This is a genomic window from Pedobacter chitinilyticus (assembly GCF_003313385.1).
Lineage (GTDB): Bacteria > Bacteroidota > Bacteroidia > Sphingobacteriales > Sphingobacteriaceae > Pedobacter > Pedobacter chitinilyticus.
Window position 1 is genome coordinate 633979 of record NZ_QMHN01000001.1, and the last position, 25821, is coordinate 659799.

Here is a 25821-nt window from a genome sequence, read left to right on the forward strand (position 1 = left end):
CCCCGTAGGTAGTAATATTTACGGGGTTTTTTATGCTCTGGGATGGAACTCCGTTATGACTGTTTTCAGGTAATCTCTATCCAAGTGCGTATAAATTTCGGTAGTGGTAATGCTTGCATGGCCTAACATTTCCTGTATCGCTCTTAAATCAGCGCCACCTTCAATTAAATGGGTTGCAAAGGAATGTCTTAGGGTATGTGGACTAATATTTTTATGAATGCCAGCAGCTACAGCTAAAGATTTAATGAGATTGAAAATAGAGATGCGGGAAAGTTTAGCGCCAAATCTGTTCAGGAAGATATAATTCTCATTTCCTCTTTTAATGGTTTGATGAACCCGAATCTCGTTGAGGTAAATGTTGATGAATTTTAATGCGGTAGCACCAATGGGGACGATACGTTCTTTATTCCCTTTCCCTACTACTTTGATAAATTCGGTTTCTTCAAATATATTGGAGATTTTTAATTCTGTTAACTCGCTAACTCTTAGTCCACAACTGTATAATACTTCTATAATTGCTTTATTTCTCATGCCTTCAGGTTTTGAAGCGTCAATAGCAGCAATTAGTTGATCAATTTCATGTATGCTTAAGGTGTCTGGGAGTTTCCTGGAGATCTTTGGGGTTTCTAATAAAGCCGATGGATCATTCTTAATCAGTTCTTCTTCCATGAGGTATATGAAAAACGATTTAATACCTGATATTACTCTGGCTTGTGTGCTGGCTTGTGCTCCCAATTCGTTCAACCAAATGATAAAATCACGCAACTCTTTGAGGGAAATGGTTTGAAGTGTTGCATCTTGTTTGACTAATTGGAGGTATTCAAAAAGCTTGCTTACATCGTTAAGGTACGCATTGATAGAGTTTTCAGATAACGAACGCTCTAATTTTAAGTAGGCGGAAAATCCTTTTAGATAAGATTGGATGTTCATTATTTGAATCTTTTTTATAACATTGTGTAAGGCAAATGCAAAGCAAAAATACGTTTGCTTTTTAAATTAAGGATACTTTTAATACCAATTCATGAAGATACAGATTATTAATGGCCCAAACTTGAACTTACTTGGCTTACGCGAACCTAGCATTTATGGTTCAGAAAGTATAGATAGCTATATTGAGCAACTTAAAACGCAATACAGTATCATTGAAATAGATTATTATCAGAGCAATGTAGAAGGGGAGCTAATTAACAAGTTGCACGAGGTAGGTTTTAGTTATGATGGCATTATTTTAAATGCTGGTGGTTATACCCATACATCTGTTGCTATTGCTGATGCTATTGCTGCGATAAAGACTCCAGTGGTTGAGGTGCACGTATCTAATATTTACGCTAGAGAGGAGTATAGACACGTATCTTTAACTGGAAAGAACTGCAAAGGGGTGCTTACTGGTTTTGGTTTAAATGGCTATCGTTTGGCCTTAGAAAGCTTTTTAAAATAAATATCTTATAAACTATTCAGATGAAAAAAATAACGCTCCTATTGGTCCTTTGGTTGGCTGTTGGTTTTACCTACGCCCAAACAACCTCTACAAAAAGTATAAAGCTTGATGAGAAATCAATTGTTAAAGATGCAGAAGGTAGTATTTATCCTTTCGCTATTTGGAAAAAGCTAATAGAAACGGGGGAGTATAATGTAAAGTCCATTTCAGGAGCTGAGGATAATGAGTTTTTGTTATATAGGCTTACTGAAGAAGAAATAGCAGTAAGAAAGAAAAAAAGAGCAGAGTTGGTAAGTACGATGCCTAGACCTAGAGCAAGCGATAATTTCAGAGAAGGGGAGCGATTTCGTTTCGAAAAGATGAAGGATATTGACGGGGTAAAGTTTGATTTTAAAGCTGACACTGGTAAAGTGGTGGTTTTTAATTTTTGGTTTATCAACTGTCCGCCATGTAAGAAAGAAATTCCAGAGTTGAATGAACTGGTAGAAAAATATAAGCAAAATAAAGATGTTGTTTTTATAGCTATTGCTTTAGATGATACTTATGCTTTGAAAGATTTCTTAAGAGCGATGCCGTTTAAATATAATATTGTTGGTGATGGTAGATATTACGCTCAGAAATATGGAGTGAAATCATTTCCTACTCATGTGATAGTGGGTAAAGATGGGTTAATTAGGTTCAGTACAGTTGGTTTAGCATCTAATACAATACATTGGGTAGATAAAACGATTAAAGAAGCGTTATAAGTTAACAATTAAAAGATAATAGCCTAAGTAGAAAAGAATATAAACCATCTAAAACATCTTAGTTCATCTATCCAAATCTAAAATGCTCTTAGGTGTCTAAGGTGGTAAAAAAACTTAAATGTCTAATGTGGTTGAAAAAACTAAAACGAAATATCACTAAACTTCCCAATCTTCTTCCCGAAATATCTCCAAACAATACTCCCCTGTAAAACACCCTGGTGCTGATGTAACGGGACTTGTTGTTTATCACGTTTTTCTGCAGTCCTGAAAAAACGCTTAAAGAACTGAAAGTGTGCTTTGTTAATCGAAAAGGCAAAAGCAAATTTCCCTTTTAACGCAAACTGGAACCAAGCCGCCAAATCTACCCACAAGCGAATGAAAACCTTGTATATCGCCTCGCCAAATGGAAGGTTCTTCTGCATAATAATCAGGTTATTCCTGAAATTAAGGTAGCTCTTAAAAGGACTGCTAGCATCTAAAGTACCTCCGCCAACATGGTAAACTTCCGCTGCAGTACAACAAACCACCGCATAACCCTTGTTTTTCAAACGCCAACACAAATCAATTTCTTCCATGTGTGCAAACAAGTCACCATCTAAACCACCCACTTCTTTCCAAACTTTACTTTTAATGAAAAATGCAGCCCCAGATGCCCAAAATATAGGTAAATCGCTATTGTATTGACCATGATCTTCTTCTAAGCGGTCGAAAATACGGCCACGGCAAAAAGTAAAACCGTAGTTATCTATAAATCCGCCAGCAGCTCCTGCATATTCAAACGACTGTTTGTTTTGTTGCCATTTAATTTTAGGTTGCGCTGCTGCTATTTTTTCATCGCTTTGCATTAAATCAATCACAGGTTTGATCCAATTTTCGGGCACTTCCACATCCGAATTAAGCAATACAAAATAATCAGCATTAACTTTAGTCAAAGCTCTGTTATAGCCCTCGGCGAAGCCATAATTTTCATCATTCACAATTACCCTAACATCTGGATAGGTGGAAGCAAGAAAAGAAATAGAATCATCAGTAGAGGCATTATCGGCCACTATGATTTGCAGATTGCCGTATTTGCTTTGAGTAACACTTGGTAAAAACCGTTCTAAGAAAGATTTTCCATTCCAGTTTAATATCACAACAGCTACGCTAGGTTCCATTTATAATTGTATTATCTTAAGTATCATTTTTATTTAGCCATTACTTTTCCATCTATTATGGCTCCATAACCAATATTCAGGTGCTTTTTGGATCGATTTGGTTAAGTGTTTGAAGAACAGTTCAGTAATTTCATGATCTTCAGTTGCGTCGGGATTTAGGCAAAGCGGGACACAATCAATTTCGTAATATCCTCTTTTTACTCGGGTAACGTCGAAATAAAAGACTGGACGATTGGTTTGTTTTGCTATTTTTTCCAGCCCTAAAAGTACCGAGGTGGGTTGATGCATGAACTGAATGATATGCTGAACATCGATAACCATTGGACTTTGATCGCTTGCGAAGCAAAATAGGGTAGGTTTATCCTTGGTGGCTATTACTTCTCGTAACGTTTGGCGCATGGGAATAAAAACATTGCCAAACTTGGTTCGAAGTTGATTAAACCATTCCTCAAAAATCTTGTTGTTAATGGGTTTGTAAATTACACGTGGCGCTGTCGAAAATTTCAAACCACAAGCCATGGTGCCCAATTCCCAATTTCCATAATGTCCACAGCAAGCTAAGGCACTTTCTCCCTTTTGGAAATAAGCTTCTACTCGGTCAAAATTCTTCATTTTCACCCGTTTTAAAACTTCCGCCTTGCTAATGGAGCTCATTTTGATAATTTCTACCATTAAATCGGTGAGGTAGTGGTAGAAGCGTTTTTCGATGGCAATAATTTCTGTTAGATTTTTTTCAGGAAAAGAATTGACTAGATTTTTACGTACAACTTCCCTGCGATATTTTACAATGTAGTATACCAAGTAATATGAAATATTGGATATGCCAAACAGCAACCATAGCGGTAGAAGTGAAATGAGATGCAAAAAAAATATCGCTATGCGCAAAAAACCTTTTTTAATCATTAATTTGGCCACTTGAATTGCAAACTTAAAGTATCAGATGCAAAATCTAGCTATATTTCCACTATTTTATCTTCCACCAGTAAGTTGTTTTACCCTCTTAAAAGAAAATAATCTCGAGTTTGTTTTAGAGAAATTTGAACATTTTCCTAAACAGACTTATAGAAATAGAGCTTCCATCGCTTCGCCAAATGGCACGTTGGATTTGGCAGTACCTGTAGTGAAAGGAGCCAAAATTCGTACGGCTTATAAGGATGTGAAGATTAGTGATGAAACAAGATGGCAACGCCTGCATTGGCTGAGTCTTCAAACATGCTATAGAAGCTCGGCCTATTTTGAATTCTATGAGGACGGTTTGGCTCCGTTTTACGAGAAGAAATACGATTTTCTATTTGATTATAATGTAGCGCTTTTCTCTTGGTTGCTTAAACAGCTTAAAATGCCTGCTGATTTAAAATTTACACAAAGTTATGAGCTTGAGGTCTCTAAGGATTATCGTAATGCGATGAGTAAAAAGGAAGTGCCGCAAATACAAACAAAGCCGTATTTTCAGGTGTTTAGCGACAGGAACGAATTTATTCCGAACTTGAGCATTGTTGATTTGCTATTCAACCAAGGCCCGCAGGCTAAAAATTACTTTTAAAGCTATTGCATATGGGGAAACCTACACGTTTTAAGCAGAAAAAAAAGCATTATGTGCTGCCTGAACCAGGTACAACACCTGGCTTTGTTTATATCGATGCTAACTCTTTAACACCAAAAATTAGCCTTTATAGCTTTAATACGGATGATTTTAAGGTAGTTGAACTGGCTAATCTTAAAAATATCTCAGAGAAAACTGCAGACAAATCAACCTTTTATTGGGTAGATATTAGAGGGTTAAATTCTGCGGAGATGTTTACTGTTTTTAGCGATGAACTGAAAATCCATAAGCTGGTTTTGGAAGACATTACAAGGACTTATCACCGCCCTAAATTTGAGGAATACGAGGGATATAACTTTGCCATCAGTAGAATGTTAAATATTGCTGAGGACGGAGGCTTGGATAATGAACAGGTTTCCTTTATCCAAACCAAAAATGTGCTTTATACCTTTCAGGAGAATTACGAAGACTGTTTGGATGCGGTAAGGAAACGCCTAAAAGATGGTAAAGGAAATATACGCATTAGTGGTACGGGGTATTTAATGTATGCACTCATGGATATGATTGTAGACTCTTATTTCTCTATTTTGAGCAAATGGAGTGAGGACTTGGATGCTATCGAAGATAAATTACTGGCCCGTCCAGATCGTTCAGTGATGTATGAAACACAGATGCTTAAACGTAACCTTATCTCGCTACGACGGGTAATTTGGCCTGAACGTGATAAGATGAATGATATTTTGCGTACAGAAAGCGATTTGATTACAGACCAGACCAAAATGTTTATCAAAGATGCTTACGACCATTGTATACAGTTGATGGACATGCTGGAAAGTATGAAAGAGATTGCTTCTACCAACATTGATATGTACCTGTCTATCATCAGCAATAGGATGAACGAAATCATGAAGGTACTTACTATCATTTCTTCGATTTTTATTCCTTTAACCTTTATCGCTGGTATTTACGGCATGAACTTCGCCAAGCAGGACCCTGTTACAGGCAAAATTATGCCAGGCAATATGCCCGAACTTTATCAGGAGCACGGTTACGAGTACACCTTGTTTGTAATGGCGCTCATTGCAGTGGTTCAAATCATCTTCTTTTGGCGTAAGGGGTGGTTTAAGTAGTTTGCTAGTGGTTAGTTCTTGTCTGGGTTTACTGGTTATTTGTTTATTGGTTAACTGCGTATAGCCATACTCGTCATCTCGACCGTAGTGAGAAGATCTTTGGATTTGTTTATTGTTTTCTCTCGCTGATTATTTATTAACCAACCGTAACGCTGATTGATTATTGAACATTGATTATTGCTCATTTAACATTAATCATTAACAATTAATCATTGACAACCTCTCTTGTTTTTTTCGTGTCAATGGCGTAGTTTCACTTTATCAAACTAAACTAAATGAACCAAGCCAATAAAAGCAAGAATGTTGCTTTAATTATCCTAGTAGCCTCCTTAGGTTACTTTGTAGATATCTATGATCTGATTTTATTTTCGGTAGTACGTGTAAAAAGCTTAAAGGATTTAGGCGTGGCCGATGGAGATATGCTTAGTGTGGGAGCAACCATTATTAATAGCCAAATGTTTGGTATGTTGGTGGGCGGAATTATCTGGGGCGTGCTTGGCGATAAGCGTGGACGTTTAAGTGTGCTCTTCGGTTCTATCATTACATATTCATTAGCCAATATTGCCAATGGTTTTGTAACTACAGTAGATGCCTACATCGTTGTTCGTTTTATTGCAGGAGTTGGTTTAGCAGGAGAGCTGGGGGCAGGAATTACTTTGGTAGCCGAAACCATGAGCAAGAAAAACAGGGGATACGGCACCATGATTGTTGCCTGTGTAGGCTTAATGGGAGCGGTAATGGCTGCATTGATTAGCGATCACTATACTTGGCAAACCAGCTATTTCATTGGTGGTGGTATGGGTTTGCTGTTGCTCACGCTTCGTATTGGTTTGGTGGAATCGGGGATGTTTAAGGAAACTACCGAGAAAGGTGAGGTGCAGCGAGGCAATTTTTTCATGCTCTTCAATAATTGGGCTAGGTTTAAGAAATATTTATGCTGTATTTTAATTGGCCTGCCGCTGTGGTATGTGGTGGGGGTGCTGGTCACCTTTTCTCCAGAGTTTGGTAAAGCATTAAACGCTACAGGTGTTTTAAATGCAGGCAAGGGAATCATGTATTGTTATATCGGTATTTCTGTTGGCGATGTTGTGGCGGGTCTACTGTCGCAAATGCTTAAATCTAGAAAGCAGGTGATGTTTATCTTCTTGATTTTAACTGCTATTGCAGTGGCGGTGTATTTATATTCTTTTGGAATTACTCCTGAACGTTTTATCTTACTAAGTCTCTTATTAGGCTTTGCATCGGGTTATTGGGCTACTTTTGTAACCATTGCCGCCGAGCAGTTTGGCACTAATTTACGCGCTACCGTTACTACTACAGTACCTAACTTTATTAGGGGGTCGTTGATCGCGATTACCACAGGCTTTCAATTTTTTAAAGATAAACTGGGCATTTTACAAGGAGCGATGGTGGTAGGTGCTATCTGCATCATCATCTCGATAATTGCCTTAAGCCAGTTAAAGGAAACTTTTAGCAAGGATTTGGATTATGTGGAGCATTGATGAATGTGATGATGGAGTAATGGGATAATTTGATAATTCGATAATAAACTGATTTTATATTGAGCTTTAGCTGTCATCCAGAGCATACCCGTCCCGACACTTCGGGAGCGAAGGATCTTTATGTTATGGGTCTAAGGAGATTCCTCCTAGTGTCGGAATGACAAGGATTGCTATGATTGACAGACAATCCATAACTCATAACTTTCAACTCATAACTCAAGGCTCAAAACCAAAAAATGTCAATCTAATGTACTATATCACATTTGGTTTCAGATAGCGTTACAATAAGCCTAAATTTGGGTATACAACGGAGATCATTATGTTTAAGGATAAGGTGGCGGAAGCTTACAAGCAAATACAGGATAGCATTTGCAGAGGTTTAGAGATTGCTGATGGTGAGGCACATTTTGAAGAAGAATTATGGCAACGCGAAGGCGGTGGTGGCGGACGAACCCGAGTGATGCAGCATGGTAAGGTGATTGAAAAGGGCGGGGTTAACTTTTCTGCGGTATATGGCAAATTGCCAGAGGTAGTGCAGAAATCTTTTAAAGTAGACAACGACGAGTTTTTTGCAACAGGCGTTTCCATCGTGATCCATCCAGAAAATCCATTCGTACCTATCATACATATGAACATCCGTTATTTTGAGATGGATGAACAAACCCGCTGGTTTGGTGGTGGAATTGATTTAACACCGCATTATGTGATCCCTACAGATGTAAGGTTTTTTCACTACCATTTGAAACAGGCATGCGACCAATTTAAGGCAGACTTTTACCCACGTTTCAAAAAGCTAGCAGATGATTATTTCTTTATCAAGCACCGCGATGAAACCCGTGGCGTAGGTGGTATTTTCTATGACAGATTAAAACCTGAAAATACGGAATTAAGCTACGATCAGTTACTTGACTTTTCATTAGCAGTAGGTAATACCTTTGTGCCTGTTTACAGCGAATTGATAGATCGGAACAAGGACAAGGAATACGATGATTTTAATAAGGAATGGCAATATCTGCGTCGCAGCAGATACGCCGAATTTAACTTGGTATACGATTCAGGGACTAAATTTGGTTTAGAGACTAATGGACGTATCGAAAGTATTTTAATGAGCTTACCACCAACCGCAAAGTGGAAATATAATGCGCAGCCATTGCCTAATACCGAAGAAGAAAATACCATTAATCTCTTGAAAAAGGGAATTGACTGGATTTAATCGTTTTCGTCATTGCGAGGCACGAAGCAATCTAACAAATGGTTAATTATGGTGTTAGATTTCTCCCTTTGGTCGAAATGACGAGGCGTTAGTCTCTATGATCATTCAAAAAAAAATAATGTTAGGCCAAATTTAAGCACCAGAGGTAGAAGTGATTTGCGCTATCTCACCACTTACGTCATTTCGACGAAGGAGAAATCTAGTACATAGTTTTTAAAATAGATTTTCCCCAAGGTATCGGGCATGCTGTTCCTTGCAATGACAAAATATAAAACATTCGAAAAATTAAAAAGCCCGCTAGATTTTCTAACGGGCTTTTTAGCTAAATAAACTAGTTTATTTTATTTCCCTCCAGGAGGACAATTTTCTTTAAGAAATTTAGTGAAAGTTAATGCCAAATGCTCGCTAGTACCTTCGCCTTCACTAATGCTGTGCGTACGGTTCGGATAGCTCATCATTTGGAAGTTTTTACGGTATTTTACCAATTCGTTGATCAACATTTCCGCATTTTGATAATGTACGTTATCATCACCAGTACCATGTATCAATAGCAAATTCCCTTTCAGGTTTTTGGCATGCGTTACAGGCGAACCAGCCACATAAGCATCAGTCGTTGGAAATGGAGTGCCCATGTATCTTTCTTGATAAATATTATCGTAAGTCAATTGGTTGGCTACTGGCGCTATTGAAATACCCGTTTTATAAATCTCTGGATATTGGAACAACAAGTTTAAGGTAGAAGAACCACCACCGCTCCATCCCCAAACCGCTACTCTGTCTTTATCCATAAATGCGTTGGCTGCCAATAGTTTTTTTGCCGCCATGGCTTGGTCGCGGATGTTGATTTGGCCAATGTTTTTGTAAATGGCTTTTCTCCATGCTTTACCTTTAGGAACTGGTGCCCCACGGTTATCCATAGAAACATAGATGTAGCCGTCTTTAGACATGTCTCCAGCATAAAGCCTATTCATTCCAGCACTATAAACATCTAACGCTGTTGCGGAAGCAGGTTCGCCGTATACATAAAATACCACTGGATATTTTTTGGTTCTATCAAAGTTTTCTGGCTTTTTCATCCAACCGTCAAGCTCTACGCCATCTTCGGTCGTAATTTTAAAGAACTCTACTTTGTTTTTGGCTACGGTTTGGCTGCCCACTTGACTGGTAATGCTGCCTTGCATGCTCAATGGATTGTTTGTTTTAAAGTTCATCCATTCCGTTACAGGTCGTACGGTTGAACTTTGATAGCTGTGGAGTGCAAAAGCACCAGTAGGAGAAATGGTATAATTATGGGTACCTGGTAAAACCGAAGGCGTCACCATTTCTAGTTTTCCTTTACCATCTAACTTGGTTTTATAAAGATATTTTTGAGTGGCATTAGTTGGTGAAGCGCTGAAATAAACCACACCGTTTGCTTCGTCAATTAAATTCACTGCCATTACATCATAATTGCCATTGGTAATTAGTGTAGCTTTTTTGTTCTCTATGTTAATACGATAAAGGTGTGCCCATCCGTCTTTTTCGGTCTTTAAAACAAACTCTTTGTTGTTGTTAATCCAATCAAAGTCATCTACTGCATCAATCCAAGCTTTGTCAGATTCCTTGTAAACTTCGGTTAATTTGTTAGTGATAGCATTTGCCAAGAAAATGGTGCTTACATTTTGCTCACGGTTAAGTTGTTGCAAAATGATATTGTTTGAATTAGGAACCCAATCCATTCTAGGGATATAGTTCTGTATTTCGCTGCCTGGTACGCTTAACCATTTAGTTTGTGCAGTAGCAATGTCAACCACGCCCACTTTACAAGCCGAAGGGTCTTGACCAACTTTTGGATATTCTACAGGAACATTGTAAGAGTAGATGGAGTCCGTATTGTTAATCATTAGGAAGTTGCGGATTTTTCGAGCGTCAATTTGCCAGTAGGCGATAGATTTTCCATCAGGGCTCCAACGAAAACCATCTCTGCAATCAAATTCTTCTTCGTAGGCCCAGTCAAAAGTACCGTTAATTAATCTGGTGGTACCATCGGTGGTTAAAGCCTTGTTGCTGCCAGTAGCTAAGTCTTCTACGTAAATATTATGACCACTTACGTAAGCCACTTTACTGCCATCAGGCGAAAATTTAGCAAACATTAATGAGGAAGCAGGTTTGTCCTTACCAATTTGAACCAGTTTATTGGTGGTCATATCGGCTACCCAATAATCGCCACGGGTATCATAGCGCCAAACCTTTTTGCTATTGGTATAAATTAAGGCTTTCGTACCATCATTACTTAGTTGGAAACTTCTAATTCTGATGGCTGGTTTGCCATTGGTTTGTGAAAGTAAATCGCTACTGATAATGACCTTGCGTTCGCTTTTAGGTAGGGTAATGCTTACAATTTCTCCGCCAACGTTTTGGTAATAGCTATTACCATCTTTGGCCCAATTTACACTTTGGGCATTGGCGTTGGCAGCAAAGCCAAGTACAATTGCGATTGCCCAAATTACTTTTTTGGTGTTCATATTTGATTATAGGTTTATAAATTGCTGATATACGGTTTGAAGATAAGCTTTTCCAGTGTTCAATAGTTTGTTGGTTTGCTGGGCATCTTCGGGTTTGCTATTATAAAGTACGCTTTTGCCTACGTTGTCAAACGTTACCGCATGGCCATTTTCGATAAAGCCAAAACCGTTATCCCAACTAAAATAGGCAAAATTTCGATGGTAAGGATTTAACAGGTTTTTGCTCCATTTAAACTCCTTGGTGTTGATGTTGAGTTGTGCTAATAAGGTGGCTGAAAGGTCTTGCTGGCTACCTGTTTTGTCGAAGTTCTTGCCTCTAAATTCTTCCTTAATCACCTCCCCATAAAAAATAAGTGGAATATGGTAGCGTTGTGGCTCGTAAATTTCGTGGTTGCTTTTTGGTAGTGGATGACCGTGATCGGCCACAAATATAAACAGCGTGTTTTTATACCAAGGTTGCTTTTTAGCTTCGCTTAAGTAACTGCCAATGCAAGAATCTGTATAGAAAGCGGTGCTTTTGAATTTTTGAATGTTATCCGTATTCCCAAATTTATATTTAACAGGTAATTCAAAAGGCTCGTGGTTGGTTAACGATAATAGGGTAGAGAAGAAAGGTTGCTTGGTGGTATTGGCGTCCGTTAACTGTTTGTTGAATACCAATCCGTCATAGGCTCCCCATTTCGAGTTCATATCTTTCTTGTCAAAGCTATTTTTGTCCACCAATTTCTTGTACTGATGTCCTAAAATGAAAGCTTTGTAGTTGTCGAATTCCGATTCGCCACCATAATAAAATGAGGTTTGGTAACCTTGCTGATAAAGTTTTTGACTGATGGCTGGGATTTTCTGCATCTTTTCAGGCCATTTCACAATACTGCCCACACCCAAGGTAGGGAAGCCCGTTAATGAGCCAATCAGTCCTTTGTCGGTACGATTACCTGTAGCATAAATCTGACTAAAGAAAACACCTTTTTTTGCTAATGAATCTATATTTGGTGTAATGCCATCCTCATTGCCCAATGACTTCGTTAAATCAGCCGTAAAGCTTTCTAAAATGAAAATAACCACATTAGGTCGGTCAGTTTTTAGAATAGAGAGGGTGGTGTCTTTTTCTACTTTGAACAAGTCGTTAATCTCCAATTCCGCTTGTTTCTGGTCACCATAGCTATATGGGTTTTTCTTTACCTTCCCGCTTGCCAAAATGCTCGACATCAAGTTCCATTCTGTATTTAAGGATGCATGGTTGAGGATTTGGTAATTGGAGAAAAATGCCATGCTTTGTGAGTTTGGTGCCGTTCCAGTGCCACCTCTAATCAATAGGAAATTAATGCCTAGAGTTAAAACGGCAACAATAAGCTTGGCCCAAATAGGTGTTTTTACATAAGTGATTTCTCGCCTAATTAAAATAAAATTGAGATATAGACCTACTGCCAATAGAATGAGCAATACGCACAAGGTTAAAAAGATAGGTGATGAGGCGCTAGATGCCAAAGATTCGTTTGGTGTGCGAATGGCAAATTCAATAGCTCTAGAATTCACCTTGCTTCCCCATTCGCGGTAAATATTAAAGTTAATTACCGAAATAAAACTGAACATGGAAATGAGTACAATATTGTATTTCCTTACCCAATTAAAATTGATTTTTTTCTTGTTCGAAAAATACCAGAAAGTGTAAACTAATAGAGGGATGATGGTGATATAAGCAGCCATTGACAAATCTAGCCTCAGGGCATGATAATAGGTGGCAAGCTTCTCGGAAAAAGGGATATTTCTTAATTTAACATGGAAGATAAACATAAAAATAAACCTGTCTATTGCGAAATAGAGCAACCAGAACAGAAAGTATCTGGCAAAAAAAATCAGACTTTTAAACATGGGCAGCTAAATTACTAAAAAACCCATAATTAAAAGTCTGATTTATATCAACGTCAAAACTACAGACTATTGTCCGCCGCCTTGCATGGCCATGATTTCTTGCATGGTTTTAAGTTCGTAACCACTAGGTACCTCTAAAGAAAAAGGTCCAACTTTATCTTCAAGGATGTTTTTGATGGTTAAAGTTACTTTTAAGCCATTTTGGAAAGTAGTGTATTTTACCAAAGCACCTTTGATTTCTTTAAATTGGTCACCAGCAAAACCTGTTGGAAGTTCTACTTCGTTACTTGCCCATAATTCATAAGCACCACCTTTGTCATCTTTGTAAGTATATTTCTCGGCGTTGTAGTTGCCTACTTTTTGTTTTTCGCCTGTTGCTTTAAAGTCACTTAATTTAGGAGCTGAAGCTTCTGCTTTCTCAACATCTTCTTTGCTCATTTTTACAGCATATTGAATTTGTGCCATTGGAACATCAATCAGCATCAGACCTTTTTTGTCTACAAAGTCTTGCAAAATGCCAATCGTTGCGGGGCCTTGTTGCATGTCTATGCGAAGTACATTTCCGTTGAATTTTACTTTTTGCTCTTTTGGCAATTGAGCTGCCATAGCAGCTTGCTCAGCTGGCAAAGAATACTCCACGCCATAAACTACTGTACCTTGAGAAATTTTCTTTTGAGCATTGGCAATGATTGCAGAGCCCACTAACACAGCCGCTAAAAGGCTTGTCTTTACCGATTTGAACATCATATTATTTTTTTATAGTTTAGTTACCAATTAATTTTTTCCTTGGCCAAAAAAGCTGAAATTCCTTTTTTGAAATCACCACTTTCTCTGGTTCTGGCATTCGTTTTTACCGCCTCATTCAAACAACTATCGAGCCAAGTATTACTGGTATAGTTAATTAACTGCTTGGTAAGCGCTAACGAGTTTCCTGAAGCGTTGTTGCACAAATGTAGGGCAAAATTATTTACCATTAGAGGGATTTCTTCGGCTTTTGTTACATAGGTAATCAAATTGTAATTAAGGGCTTCTTCAGCGGTAAATAAATCGCCACTAAGCAGTAATTTTTTAGCGATGGTTTCGCCAACTTTTTGTACTAAATAACAACTCACAATAGCAGGAACAAAGCCCAGTTTAACTTCGGTGTAGCCAAATTTAGCTTCTGGAACTGCAAAAATAACATCACAAATGGTCGCCAACCCACAACCGCCAGCAATGGCATGTCCTTCTACTTGGGCAATTACCACTTTTGATAAAGTTCTAATGGTTTCGAAAAGGTCTTTTAAAGCACTAGAGTCTTGTATGTTTTCTTCGTAAGAGAAATGTTGAAGTTGTTGCATGTAGGCCAAATCGGCACCTGCACTAAACACCTCGCCATTGGCTTTGAGTACCACTACTTTTGCATTTTCGTCTTCTTGAGCTTTTTTAAACGCACTTTTTAAAGATTCAACCAATGCAGGGTTTAAAGCATTTCTTTTCTCAGGCCTATTGATGGTAATTTCAGCGATCCTGTTATTAACTTGGTATAAAACCAATGAATTTTCCATAAGATTTATTTTTGGTTCAGCATTATTGCTGGTTGTTTTTTAAGGATATGTATGGGCAAATTTAACAGATTAGCTTGAAGCTCAAATTTTGAAATCAGGTAATCTTTATTACTGGCATCCATAATAATTGCTTTAAAGTTAATTTCTTTGTTTAATAGTTCAATTTTTTGTTTTGGAGTATTGTGTGCCCAAATAAAGTCGAAACTTAGCCTGTTTACTATCTTTTGACCATTAAAGGTTTCATCCATCAGTAAAAAGCGTTTCCCTTTGCTAATTAGCTGCTTGCCTTTTTTAATGAAATTTGGTGCGCTAAATTCTTCTTCCCATTTTACAAACTTAATAGAATCAATATGTTTTTGATCTAACGCAGGCTTAACAAAGAATTCAAAATTTCTATTGTTCATTTCTAAATCAGTCACCAGTATGCAATGATTACCTTCTATAAAAGCTGCTGCATAGTTTTTCCTTAAACTAAAAAAGATAGCTTCTGATTGTTTTGTAGACTTGATTTTTTGAAAACTCAAGGAGCTTTGAAGGATAAGCCAAATAAAAAAACCAACAAATAGAAAGTTCTTTTTGTAATTGGACAAGCCAATGCTTAACGTTCCAATCAAAAGAAATAGTAAAATGAGCTGCCATTGGTTGAGCCAAATTTCGGTAATGCCAGCATATGGTAATTCCGCAATCCATTTTAAACCTTTATTGGTAAAAATAATAAGCCATTCAAAAGCTGGAGCTACAAAATAAATGTGTAATACCAATATGGCAATACCGCTGTACATTAACAAGGTGATAGGAATGAGGATAAACAAGTTGCTAATGATGAAATAAATAGGGAATTGATGGAAATAATAGATGCTTAACGGGAGTGTAGCTAACTGTGCGGCCAAGCTCATAGCAATGGTAGACCATAATTTATCAGCCCAAACTTGCTTGAAGTAAAACCATTTGTAGATTTTCGGTTGAAAGTAAACCAAGCCAAACACGGCCAGGAAAGATAGCTGAAAGCCAACATCCCAAATCAAAAATGGACTGAACACCAAAAGGATAAATGCTGTAAAGGCCAATACATTATAGCTATTGTTGCCTCGGTTAAGTTGCTTGGCGAATATGAAAACGGTAATCATAATGGCTGAACGAAGTACAGACGGTGAAAATCCTGTGAGTAAAGAATAATACCAAATCAAGCTGCAAATGACTAAGGTTTTTAGAATTTGCCCGAACTTTTTTCTGTTTAAAAAAGCTAAGCACCAATTGAGCATGATATAAATAAGGCCCACATGCATTCCTGAAACCGAAAGCGCGTGTATGGTGCCAGTTTTACTATAAGCAGCGAGGGTTTCTTTGCTTAAATCAGCACGGTAACCTAAAATTAAGGTTGAAGCCACAGCGAAAGCTTCATCGTTATGAATGAGTTTCCTGTAAACGTTCACTAGTTTTTGCCTTAATGTTAAAGCGTATTTTACAAGACTATTTCCCTGATCTTGATTAGTTTTTATAAGTTGTTCTTGTTTGATAAAGCTTTGGTGGTAGATGTTTTTTGCCGCCAGCCATTGCTTAAAATTAAATTCGGCAGGATTGTAAGGTGGTTCTACGTGGAGGTAGTTTGTGGAAATGATTAATTCGTCGCCGTAATTTAGTTTGATGGATTTTAAACTATCTAGTTTCAAAGCGATTAATAATTTGCCGGTACAGCGGTCGGTTTTTTGATTGATAAACCCTTCGTTTATCGAGAGCTCAAATCTTAAAATTTGATTGTTTTGCTGAGGCTCGCTGTTGATCCATCCTTTTAAATAAGGATAATTTTTTCTTCCAAAATAGTCTGCATTCAGAAAATCGGTATTTGCTAGAGAGAGGTAAATACCTAAGCAGAAAAACAATAAATAATAAAAACTAGCGATGGTTTTTTTGAAATTCCAGCCTTTAAGTTTTTTATAATAGCTGTGAATGAGTACAGCAAAACCAATCAGTGAAGTAAGAGTATATTGGAGTATTCGTAATAGTTGTTGATCTTGGAAATGGTAGGCTAGTGTTATTCCCAAGCTAAAAGGAAATAATAGCTTGACAAATACTATTTCCGATTTAAATATCAACGCATTTTAAAATTGATAACGTAATTGTATTCTCATTTCTGATTTCATTTTGCCATTTATCTCATCCAATCCTGAACCTACCGTTTCTACATTGTCGTAGTTGTACAGCGCATATCTGCCCCAAAGGTCTATACGTTTTGCTAATCGATACTTTAAGTTGGCGTAACCTCTTAATCCCTTTCCATTATACAAACCAAAAGTAAAGTTGTAAAGTACATCATCTTCGTAGGCATAAATCCTGCTGTCGTATGAGGCGGTGTTAAAATATGCCACCCTAATGTTACCCGATAATCGAGAAGAAAGCGGAGAGTAGCTCACATCCTGATAAGCCAAATAGCCAAATTCAGCTTTGGCATCTCCCTTTCTAAACTGTACCACTTCTACACGGTTTTGGAAACCGAAAGATTTGCCAACTGCCCATTTTACTTCTGCACGATAGTTTTCTCTTTTTACTTCATCCAAATAGTTGAAAGGTACTGTTAAGTTAGTGTTTTGTTGTTTAACTTCAGTTTTGTACCTCAAAATAGCCCTAAATGTTTTGGTAGGAGAGTAAGTTACCTGTCCCAAAAACTCGTAGCCATCTGAAGGAGCATCAACTCTGAAACGCAACCATGGGAATTTAAAATAATCGCCATAAACCTGAATGCTCCATACCTTTGAGGGATTGATATTCAGACCTGCATAAAATCCCTTTTCGTTAAAGGCTTCGCTGGCTTCGGCTGTGGCCTGATTGAAAAAGTTATGGTAGTTTTTTTGATAGTTTCTGTGTAAAAGTACTGCAGAAACGGTAGAGGATAGACTCACCAAAGCACCATTTACATAGGCCAATCCAGCATCTAAAGATTTACCAAACTCGCCAAAAAAGTAGAAATTTTTGTAAGTATAGCTATAGTGGGCACCAACATTGGTCAATTCTTTTCCCGTAAAATTATGAATGCGATAAAGGCCTGTTCCTGGGGTGAAAGTCCTGTTAAAAGAAGTATGATAAGCCACTGCACCAATGCTTAAGGCACTGGTTCTGTACTGTAGCACGCCGCCATAAACAGTTTGCTCTAAATTATTCTTATTGTTAATTTCTGACTGCGTTCTGTGCAAACCAGTTTCGTTAATGGTAGAAACCATATTTACGCCGTCAATGGTCGTCATCGATGCGTCTAATTTACGGTGCGATACAAATGGAGAAAAATCGATGTTTTTGGCAATATTCACGGTCATTGCCGCACCACGTAAAAATGCAAACTCATTAGCCGAGGTATAGGGCCGTAAACCTACATCACGTTTAGCTACACCCGTTACATCAGGTGATTTACCAAAGGCAAAACCTGACCACAAGGTAAGCGCTTGACCAAATTGCATGGTATAATCACCGAGTACAATTTTTTTAAACCTGCCCGTATTAAGAAAGGCAATGTGACCAGATAAGAAATCGAACGGTTTTTGTTTGGGACCTCTGAAAAAATGCTCACCAGCATCTTTCTCAAACACCAATGAAGCTGAAACGCGGTTAGAATAGGTATAACGATATCTGAACAAATATCGATCAGGTGTGCCCAAATATTTACTTCCAGGTAAATCGGTATAACCCTTTGATTTTTCAATGACTCTGCCGTATCTTAAAATCAGATCATTGTTGCCATACTTCAACAAGTTTGCTGCCGTAATTTTGTCTACCATGGCAGACTGTTCTAAAGTGGCAAAAGGCAATAAACGCTGGATGGTTTGTATATCAAACTCAGGAATACTTTGCAGCTCCAGTAAATCAATCAGTTTGCCGTTTTTTCTGATGTGCTCAAATAAATTACTGATCTGCAACGGAGATAAGAAAACTAGGGTCTTCAATTCTTCAGCAGTAGTGTTATTTAAGTTAATGGGATGTTTACGGTAATAGGTTAACCGATCCTGCAATTCAGAAAGGTCGTAATCTTCAGGTAGGTTTTCAGCAATACTCTCAATTAAATCTTTAATCAATTGGTCTTCTTGTGTTTGTGCTTTAGCAGCAAAACCAATCAGTAACAGGGCAAATAGTACTAACAGCCTAAAACGCATACGACAAACCAATTTGAGGGGTGTAACCAATTTGAGGGTGACTTTGGACCGCAACATCTAAAACCAATTTTTCGTAATTTAAGCCAATGCCAACGTATTGTTTAAAAGGTTTGGCACTAATGCCTCCACGTAAACTTAATATTTCATAAAATCGATAATCTACCCCAACGCTCACGTCAAACTTTTGATCAAAGTCCTTTGAAACCGTAGTAGCTACAAGTAATTTGTTAGATGCCGTATAGGTAGCACCAAAATGAATGACCGTAGGAATATGGGTTGCTATATTACTTGATTTATAAGTTTGTGATGATGGATTGTTGACATATAAACCCAAGCCAATTTGCTTGCTCAAGGCATAGTTTACACCTGCATCAACAGAGAAGGTAGTGGCGTCACCGTAGTTGGTTATTTTAATTTGATGTAGGTTGACTTTAACACCAATAGAAAGGTCTTCACCAAATTTCTTTGCTAAACCTAGGCCAGCTTTGATTTCATTGTATTCACTAATGCCATATCGGTTAACACTCAATCCCGCAAAGTTGCCATTAAAGGGTAACACAAAAGCAAAGTTTTGCTCACTTAGCTCGTCTCCGAATAAATAACGGGCATAATTTGCCGCTGCCATCGGAGAATTTAGTCTCGTAATGCCCGCAGGATTGGCGTTTAAGCTCCAGATATCGTAAACGGCAGCACTGGCGTTACCCATAGCTGTTAAACGAGCGCCTTGGTTATATTGAGACCAAGATTTGTTAACACCCAGAAAAACAATAATAATGACTAGTAAAAATTTGCGCATAGGCTGTTTGGTATTGCCAATTTATGGTAAAAAAAAATATCTACAAAACAATTTGTAAGGTTACTTCTTAATTTCTATTTGCGTATCCTGAAACACAAAGTTTCTAAAATCAGCCATATCTTTATTAGAAAGGGCAATGCAGCCATTTGTCCAATCTTTTTTTTGCTTAAAACCTTTAGAAGTTCCGTGTACCATAATGTTGCTGCCTGCTTGTAGTCCCTTGGCTTTAGCTCTCGCAGAATCTATTTTGTTGGGATAGGAAATGTGAAACGAATGAAAAGTGGTACTGTTCCATTTTTGCCAATCAAGCGTATAAATGCCTTCTGGAGTTTTTCCGTCGCCCTCATATTCTTTCTGTCCAACAGGGTTTGGTCCCAGCGCAATCGAATAGGTTTTTACAATATTTGAATCTTTAAGGAGGTACATTTTTCGCTCACTTTTAACTACCAATACCTTGTTTACCATATTTCTTTTGATGAACCAAGCCTCGGCATCGGCAATAGCACTTTCATAGGTAACCTGTTTTTTATTGGGCAGAGGTGCCCATTTGCTATGTAGCCTAACCATAGCCGATTTTAAGATCCAGATATAGTCTTTGGTTTTACCTGCAGTATCGGTAATGTTTCTATAAGTCAGGTATTTGTCCAAATCACTTTGCATGACCGAATACTTTAATACCGTATCCCTAAAAAGCACTTTGTCTTGTTGAGCGTTTGATTGACAAGCGTTAAGAAAAAATATTGAAAGAATAGTAAATGACCAAAGTTTAGATTTCTTCATTCAGTTTAAGCAAAAAGCTTTTCAAACGTTCCAAAGAATCAATAATCTTTTGGTTTTCTTTTACTTCGCCACTGTTGCTTTTCATGTGTTCTTTAGCACCTTTAAGTGTAAAGCCCTTGTCGTCTACCAAATGAAAAATGATCTTTAAATTGTCGATGTCCTCAGGGGTAAATAGCCTGTTTCCCTTTTTGTTTTTCTTAGGTTTAAGTACATCAAACTCCTTTTCGTAAAACCTAATCTGCGAAGCATTTACATCGAACATTTCTGTCACTTCGCCCATTGTATAATACATTTTGTTGATTTCTCTTTCCTTGTACGGCATATTTACTGCTGATTATTAAATGATTGTAGGTTTTACTTAAAGTGTTCAAATGTAAACGGATTTTAGCAGAAAACCACAATAAAATTATAATTTTGTGCCCAAGTGGCTTGAGGTGTAAAGTTTGGAGTTTAAGGTTGAACATCTTATGCTTTAAACTCTGCACCTTGCGCCTTTAAAACCTATAAAAAAATGACAGCGAAAGAAATAAGACAAACCTTTTTAGAGTTTTTTAAAAGCAAAGGACATCATATTGTTCCATCAGCGCCTATTGTGGTGAAGAATGACCCAACTTTGATGTTCACTAATGCGGGTATGAACCAATTTAAAGATTTGTTTTTGGGTGAAGCAGCGGTGAAATACCCGCGTGTGGTTGATACCCAACGCTGTTTACGTGTTTCTGGTAAGCATAACGATTTGGAAGAGGTAGGAATTGATACTTATCACCATACCATGTTTGAAATGTTGGGCAACTGGAGCTTTGGCGATTATTTTAAAAAAGAAGCCATTGCTTGGAGCTGGGAGCTATTAACAGAAGTATATAAAATCCCTAAAGACCAACTTTATGTTTCAGTTTTTGAGGGTGATGAGAAAGAAGGTTTGCCAAAAGATACCGAAGCTTACGAGCTTTGGAAGCAGTTTGTGCCCGAAGATCGCATCGTATTGGGCAATAAGAAGGATAATTTCTGGGAAATGGGTGATACTGGCCCGTGTGGTCCATGTTCTGAAATCCATGTAGATTGTCGCAGTGCCGAAGAACGTAAAGATGGTAAAGGTAAATCGTTGGTAAATGCCGATCATCCACAGGTGATTGAAATTTGGAACAACGTATTTATGCAGTTCAACCGCTTAAAAGACGGCTCATTAAAGCCACTTCCAAACAAGCACGTGGATACAGGAATGGGTTTTGAACGTTTGGTGCGTGTATTACAAGGCAAAAGCTCAAATTATGATACCGATGTTTTCCAAACCCTTATCCAATATATCTCAGATAAATCTGGATTTGAATATGTAAGCAGTGCCGAACCTGGCCAAAAGGGCTGGAACGAAGCGGTTGCCATGCGTGTAATGGCCGACCATATCCGTGCAATTTCTTTTGTGATTGCCGATGGTCAGTTGCCTTCAAATAATAAAGCTGGTTACGTGATCCGTCGTATTTTACGTAGAGCAGTGCGTTACGCTTATACTTTCTTAAACCTAAAAGAACCTTTTTTAAATCAGTTGGTTCCTGTTTTGGCAGATCAGTTTAAAGGTGTTTTTGATGAATTGTATCATCAAAAAGATTTCGTCCAGAAAGTTGTTTTAGAAGAAGAGGTTTCTTTCTTGAGAACGTTGGCAACAGGGATCCAACGTTTTGAAAAGTACGAAGGCGGTAAAGTAATCGACGGCAATTTTGCTTTCGAACTATATGATACGTTTGGTTTTCCTATCGATTTAACAGAGTTGATGGCTAGGGAAAAAGGACTTTCTGTAGATATGGAAGGTTTCAACAAAGCCTTGGAAGAGCAAAAGAATCGTTCTCGTGCGGCAACTACCATTGATACGGGAGATTGGGTTATCGTAAATGAGGATAGAGAGACTGAATTTGTAGGTTACGACCTTACAGAATTAGAAACAGAGATTATTAAATACCGTAAAGTAAAAGCTAAAGGCAAAGAGCAATATCAAATTGTATTGGCTCAAACGCCTTTTTATGCCGAAAGTGGTGGTCAGGTAGGCGATACTGGAAGACTGGAAGATCATAGTCGCCAGTTTTGGGTAGAGATTACCGATACCAAAAAAGAAAACGGGGTAATCGTTCATTTCACGGATACTTTGCCAGCTGATTTGGAAGGTAAGTTCTGGGCGGTAATTGATGAAGAAAAACGCAAGGAAACAGAAAACAATCACTCGGCTACGCACTTATTGCATGCCGCTTTAAAGCAAGTTTTAGGTCATCATGTTAACCAAAAAGGTAGTTTGGTGAACTCTGATTACTTACGTTTCGACTTTTCACACTTTGCTAAAGTAACCGACGAAGAACTGAACCAGATTGAAGATATCGTTAATGCAAAAATCCGTGAGAACATTCCTTTGAAAGAACAAAGAAATGTGCCTTACCAAGAAGCGATTGAAAGTGGTGTAACGGCTTTATTTGGTGAAAAATATGGTGATTTTGTCCGTGTAATTACTTTTGACGACCATTACTCAAAAGAGCTTTGCGGTGGTACGCACGTAAAGGCTACTGGACAAATTGGTTTCTTTAAACTTACCGCCGAATCTGCCGTGGCAGCTGGAGTACGTAGGATAGAAGCCATTACTGGACAACGTTCGGCTTCAGTAATTCGTGAGCATTTTGAATTGGTGAAGCACCTAGGCGCTTTATTGAACAATCCAAAAGACTTTGTTTCCGCCCTGACGAAGATGATCGAAGATAACGGAGCACTTAAAAAGGAAATTGAAAAAAGTATTTCTGAACGTGCCGTAGCTTTAAGGACAGATTTAGAAAGTCAAATCCAACATATTGATGGCGTTAACTTTATCGCTACTGTAGTAGATTTGCCAAATGCTGATGCTGTTAAAACCTTAGCGTATGCTGTAAAAGGTGCCGTACAAAATTTGTTCTTGGTATTGGGCGTAGTCATCGATGGAAAACCACAGCTTACTGTAGCTATCGACGATGAATTGGTGAAAGCCAAAGGTTACAACGCTGGACAAATCGTAAGAGAATTGGCTAAAGAAATCCAAGGTGGTGGCGGTGGACAACCTTTTTATGCTACTGCGGGTGGTAAGGACGCTGCTGGAATGAGCAGAGCCATTGAAAAAGCAAAAAACTTTTTATAAAAACAAAAGCCCCGAAATTTTTCGAGGCTTTTGTTTTTCCGTCATTTCGACGAAGAATGAGGAGAAATCTAGCAACTTTATTTCGTCATTACCGTTAGATTTCTCTCTACGTTGGAAATGACGATTTTGGTTTAATGTCTTCCTCTATCTCTACCTTTATGGCCTTTTTCTTTGTGCCATCCTTTATGTTTGCCGTTATCATGTCTGTATCTTTCTACATAACGGGTTTGATAAACGTTATGTCTTAAATAAGGACGAGATTCGTTAATCACCACTTTTCTTCCCCTATGTAAGTCGTAACCTCTATAAGCTCTAGGTAACGAGGTTCTGTGCACCCATCTGCTACCTTCATAATATACGTAGCGTCTGCTGGGTACGTGATAATAAGTGCGAATATCGGGCATGTAGTAATACTCCACGTAATCATAGCCGCGAGGTCCCCAATTAGGCTGTGCACCTATATTGATATTTAAACTAACTTGAGCGTTGGCTGTTTGCAATGTTGTTGCTACTATAGCAACCGTTAACATTAGGATTAAACGTTTCATATCATTTAGTTTTTGTGTGTGACAAAACTTATACGAATACCGTGCCACAGCAGGAGGTTACTTTTTTATGTTACACATTTGATACATTTCGGTAATTCATCAGCTACAGATACACAGCGATTTAAATTTTCATGTTTTTTTAGTTTTAAATCGGTCTATCTGTGTTTCAAAATGGTTATTCATATATAATAATCCCTATATTTGGGACATCTAAAAAGCTTTACCGAATAGTAAAATCTATTAATGAGTACAACAACTATCGTAAAAGAAGTCGAGGATTTCGAGCTGGTTTCGGGTTTAGAGATCCATGTTCAGTTAAATACACAATCCAAAATATTTTGTTCTGATAGCGCTGCATTTGGTGCAGAAGCTAACGAACATATTTCGGCCGTTTCGTTGGGATTGCCAGGCGCTTTGCCTAAGCTCAACAAAGAAGTCATTGAAAAAGCGATGCGCATTGGTTTGGCTCTTAATTGCGAAATCAACCAGTACAATTTCTTCGATAGGAAAAATTATTTCTATGCCGATTTGCCAAAAGGATATCAGATTACACAAGACAATAGCCCTATTTGTAAAAATGGTTATTTAAATGTGCAATTGTCTGATGGTACCGAAAAACGGATTGGCATTAACCGTATTCACTTAGAAGAAGATGCAGGCAAAAGCATGCACGATCAGGACGATCACTATTCATTGGTGGATTTAAACCGTGCAGGTGTGCCATTAATTGAAATTGTAACTGAACCTGATATTCGCAGTGCGGAAGAAGCATCAGCTTTGTTGAGTGAAATTAGACAATTGGTGCGCTTCTTAAATGTAAGTGATGGCAACATGGAAGAAGGTTCCCTGCGTTGCGATGCCAATATTTCTATCCGTGAAAAAGGCAGTATTGCTTTTGGTACACGTTGCGAAGTTAAAAACCTTAACTCTATCCGTAATGTACGCAGAGCGATTGATTTTGAATTTGGTAGACAGGTAGAGGTAGTGGCTACAGGAGGCAAGATCATTCAAAGTACGTTGAATTTTGACGCTGATAAAGGTACTACTTCACCAATGCGCAGTAAAGAAGAAGCGAATGACTATCGTTATTTCCCAGATCCAGACTTGCCGCCAGTGGTCATTTCAGATGAATGGCTAGCTAGAGTAAAAGCAGCAATGCCAGTCTTGCCAAAAGAGATTGCAAAGCAATTGGTTGCCGAACTGGGAATTAACCTTTCTGAAGCATCTGTATTGGCTGATGACAGAGATTTGTACCAGTATTATAACGAAGCAAAAAAATACATCAAGCAGCTAAAGAGCTTGGTAAACTGGCTGTTGGGAAGTATCAGAGCAATCCTTAACGAAAAGCAGATTGATATATCCGCCTACGCGGTAAAACCTGCACAGTTGGCTCAAACCATTAATTTGGTGGATGAAAAGAAAATCTCCCAGCAAAATGCCGTTCAGCAGTTATTGCCTGCTTTAGAAAACAAGGCAGAAGCCAATGCAGAAGAATTGGCTCAACAACTTAACTTACTGATTGTTGAAGATGCGGACGCCATTTCGAGACTTATTGACGAAGTGTTGGCCAAATATGAAGCGCAGGTAGAAGCATACAAAAAAGGTAAGAAAGGCGTTTTAGGTTTGTTTGTAGGCGAAGTAATGAAACTGGCCAAAGGCAAAGCCGACGCCAAAAAAGTAAACGAATTGATTTTAGAAAAATTGAAATAAGTTTTAAGTACTAAGTGGTAAGTTTTGTTAATGCTTGACTTTCTAAACACTAAG

21 protein-coding genes are annotated in these 25821 nt (G+C 38.1%); 8 read left to right on the plus strand and 13 right to left on the minus strand.

The features are described from left to right. Nucleotides 1–30 precede the first annotated feature (30 nt). A complete protein-coding gene (gene xerD, locus DUT70_RS02635) occupies nt 31–930 on the minus strand; it encodes a site-specific tyrosine recombinase XerD (RefSeq protein ID WP_113645745.1) in 900 nt (299 codons plus the stop codon). Nucleotides 931–1021: 91 nt separating this feature from the next. Here xerD and aroQ point away from each other — a divergent pair, with 91 nt between their 5' ends. Together aroQ and DUT70_RS02645 are read left to right on the plus strand one after the other, a co-directional pair. Beyond that, nucleotides 1022–1438, plus strand: coding sequence for a type II 3-dehydroquinate dehydratase (aroQ, locus tag DUT70_RS02640; protein WP_113645746.1), 417 nt, complete (start codon nt 1022–1024; stop codon nt 1436–1438). 20 nt (nt 1439–1458) lie between these two features. Beyond that, complete coding sequence (locus DUT70_RS02645; RefSeq protein ID WP_113645747.1) at nt 1459–2184, plus strand: TlpA family protein disulfide reductase; 726 nt, start codon at nt 1459–1461, stop codon at nt 2182–2184. A 140-nt stretch (nt 2185–2324) separates the two neighbouring features. Here DUT70_RS02645 and DUT70_RS02650 read toward each other — a convergent pair whose 3' ends face one another. Together DUT70_RS02650 and DUT70_RS02655 are read right to left on the minus strand one after the other, a co-directional pair. Next, the gene (locus DUT70_RS02650) at nt 2325–3341 is read right to left on the minus strand and encodes a glycosyltransferase family 2 protein (RefSeq protein WP_113645748.1); all 1017 of its coding nucleotides are present in this window, start codon (nt 3339–3341) and stop codon (nt 2325–2327) included. A gap of 33 nt (nt 3342–3374) precedes the next feature. Continuing rightward, nucleotides 3375–4244 (minus strand): lysophospholipid acyltransferase family protein, encoded by an 870-nt coding sequence (locus DUT70_RS02655; RefSeq protein WP_113645749.1) that lies wholly within the window; start codon nt 4242–4244, stop codon nt 3375–3377. 37 nt (nt 4245–4281) lie between these two features. On the opposite strand from DUT70_RS02655, the gene DUT70_RS02660 reads away from it, so the two are divergent. From DUT70_RS02660 to hemF, 4 genes are all read left to right on the plus strand, one after another. Further along, the gene (locus DUT70_RS02660; protein ID WP_113645750.1) at nt 4282–4884 is read left to right on the plus strand and encodes a WbqC family protein; all 603 of its coding nucleotides are present in this window, start codon (nt 4282–4284) and stop codon (nt 4882–4884) included. An 11-nt stretch (nt 4885–4895) separates the two neighbouring features. After that, nucleotides 4896–6014 carry a magnesium/cobalt transporter CorA gene (gene corA, locus DUT70_RS02665; protein ID WP_113645751.1) on the plus strand — a complete coding sequence of 373 codons (1119 nt, stop codon included), beginning with the start codon at nt 4896–4898 and terminating at the stop codon, nt 6012–6014. A 275-nt stretch (nt 6015–6289) separates the two neighbouring features. Beyond that, nucleotides 6290–7516, plus strand: a complete 1227-nt coding sequence (locus tag DUT70_RS02670) for an MFS transporter (RefSeq protein ID WP_113645752.1) — start codon at nt 6290–6292, stop codon at nt 7514–7516. Between the two features lie 316 nt (nt 7517–7832). Further along, the gene (gene hemF / locus DUT70_RS02675) at nt 7833–8729 is read left to right on the plus strand and encodes an oxygen-dependent coproporphyrinogen oxidase (RefSeq protein ID WP_113645753.1); all 897 of its coding nucleotides are present in this window, start codon (nt 7833–7835) and stop codon (nt 8727–8729) included. Between the two features lie 341 nt (nt 8730–9070). On the opposite strand, the gene DUT70_RS02680 is transcribed toward hemF, so the two are convergent. From DUT70_RS02680 to DUT70_RS02720, 9 genes are all read right to left on the minus strand, one after another. Then, nucleotides 9071–11233, minus strand: a complete 2163-nt coding sequence (locus DUT70_RS02680) for a S9 family peptidase (RefSeq protein WP_113645754.1) — start codon at nt 11231–11233, stop codon at nt 9071–9073. Between the two features lie 6 nt (nt 11234–11239). Continuing rightward, complete coding sequence (locus DUT70_RS02685; protein ID WP_240432005.1) at nt 11240–13027, minus strand: LTA synthase family protein; 1788 nt, start codon at nt 13025–13027, stop codon at nt 11240–11242. A gap of 144 nt (nt 13028–13171) precedes the next feature. Continuing rightward, the gene (locus DUT70_RS02690) at nt 13172–13852 is read right to left on the minus strand and encodes a hypothetical protein (protein WP_240432006.1); all 681 of its coding nucleotides are present in this window, start codon (nt 13850–13852) and stop codon (nt 13172–13174) included. Between the two features lie 20 nt (nt 13853–13872). Beyond that, a complete protein-coding gene (locus DUT70_RS02695) occupies nt 13873–14652 on the minus strand; it encodes an enoyl-CoA hydratase/isomerase family protein (RefSeq protein WP_113645757.1) in 780 nt (259 codons plus the stop codon). 5 nt (nt 14653–14657) lie between these two features. After that, nucleotides 14658–16694: a ComEC/Rec2 family competence protein gene (locus DUT70_RS02700; protein ID WP_162926557.1), complete on the minus strand. Its 2037-nt coding sequence runs from the start codon at nt 16692–16694 to the stop codon at nt 14658–14660. 57 nt (nt 16695–16751) lie between these two features. Beyond that, nucleotides 16752–18791 (minus strand): helix-hairpin-helix domain-containing protein, encoded by a 2040-nt coding sequence (locus DUT70_RS02705; RefSeq protein ID WP_113645759.1) that lies wholly within the window; start codon nt 18789–18791, stop codon nt 16752–16754. After that, nucleotides 18781–19587 (minus strand): PorV/PorQ family protein, encoded by an 807-nt coding sequence (locus DUT70_RS02710; RefSeq protein ID WP_113645760.1) that lies wholly within the window; start codon nt 19585–19587, stop codon nt 18781–18783. The genes DUT70_RS02705 and DUT70_RS02710 overlap by 11 nt, the downstream gene beginning before the upstream one ends. A gap of 60 nt (nt 19588–19647) precedes the next feature. After that, nucleotides 19648–20367 carry a L,D-transpeptidase family protein gene (locus DUT70_RS21280; protein ID WP_205529716.1) on the minus strand — a complete coding sequence of 240 codons (720 nt, stop codon included), beginning with the start codon at nt 20365–20367 and terminating at the stop codon, nt 19648–19650. Then, nucleotides 20354–20689 (minus strand): MerR family transcriptional regulator, encoded by a 336-nt coding sequence (locus DUT70_RS02720; RefSeq protein ID WP_113645761.1) that lies wholly within the window; start codon nt 20687–20689, stop codon nt 20354–20356. The genes DUT70_RS21280 and DUT70_RS02720 overlap by 14 nt, the downstream gene beginning before the upstream one ends. Nucleotides 20690–20878: 189 nt before the next feature. On the opposite strand from DUT70_RS02720, the gene alaS reads away from it, so the two are divergent. Next, nucleotides 20879–23509, plus strand: coding sequence for an alanine--tRNA ligase (alaS, locus tag DUT70_RS02725; protein WP_113645762.1), 2631 nt, complete (start codon nt 20879–20881; stop codon nt 23507–23509). A 131-nt stretch (nt 23510–23640) separates the two neighbouring features. Here the strand turns inward: alaS and DUT70_RS02730 are convergent, their stop codons facing one another. Next, entirely contained in the window at nt 23641–24057 is a 417-nt protein-coding gene (locus tag DUT70_RS02730) for a hypothetical protein (RefSeq protein ID WP_205529717.1), read from the minus strand. Between the two features lie 243 nt (nt 24058–24300). On the opposite strand from DUT70_RS02730, the gene gatB reads away from it, so the two are divergent. Next, nucleotides 24301–25767 (plus strand): Asp-tRNA(Asn)/Glu-tRNA(Gln) amidotransferase subunit GatB, encoded by a 1467-nt coding sequence (gene gatB / locus DUT70_RS02735; protein WP_113645763.1) that lies wholly within the window; start codon nt 24301–24303, stop codon nt 25765–25767. The last annotated feature ends 54 nt before the right edge of the window (nt 25768–25821 follow it).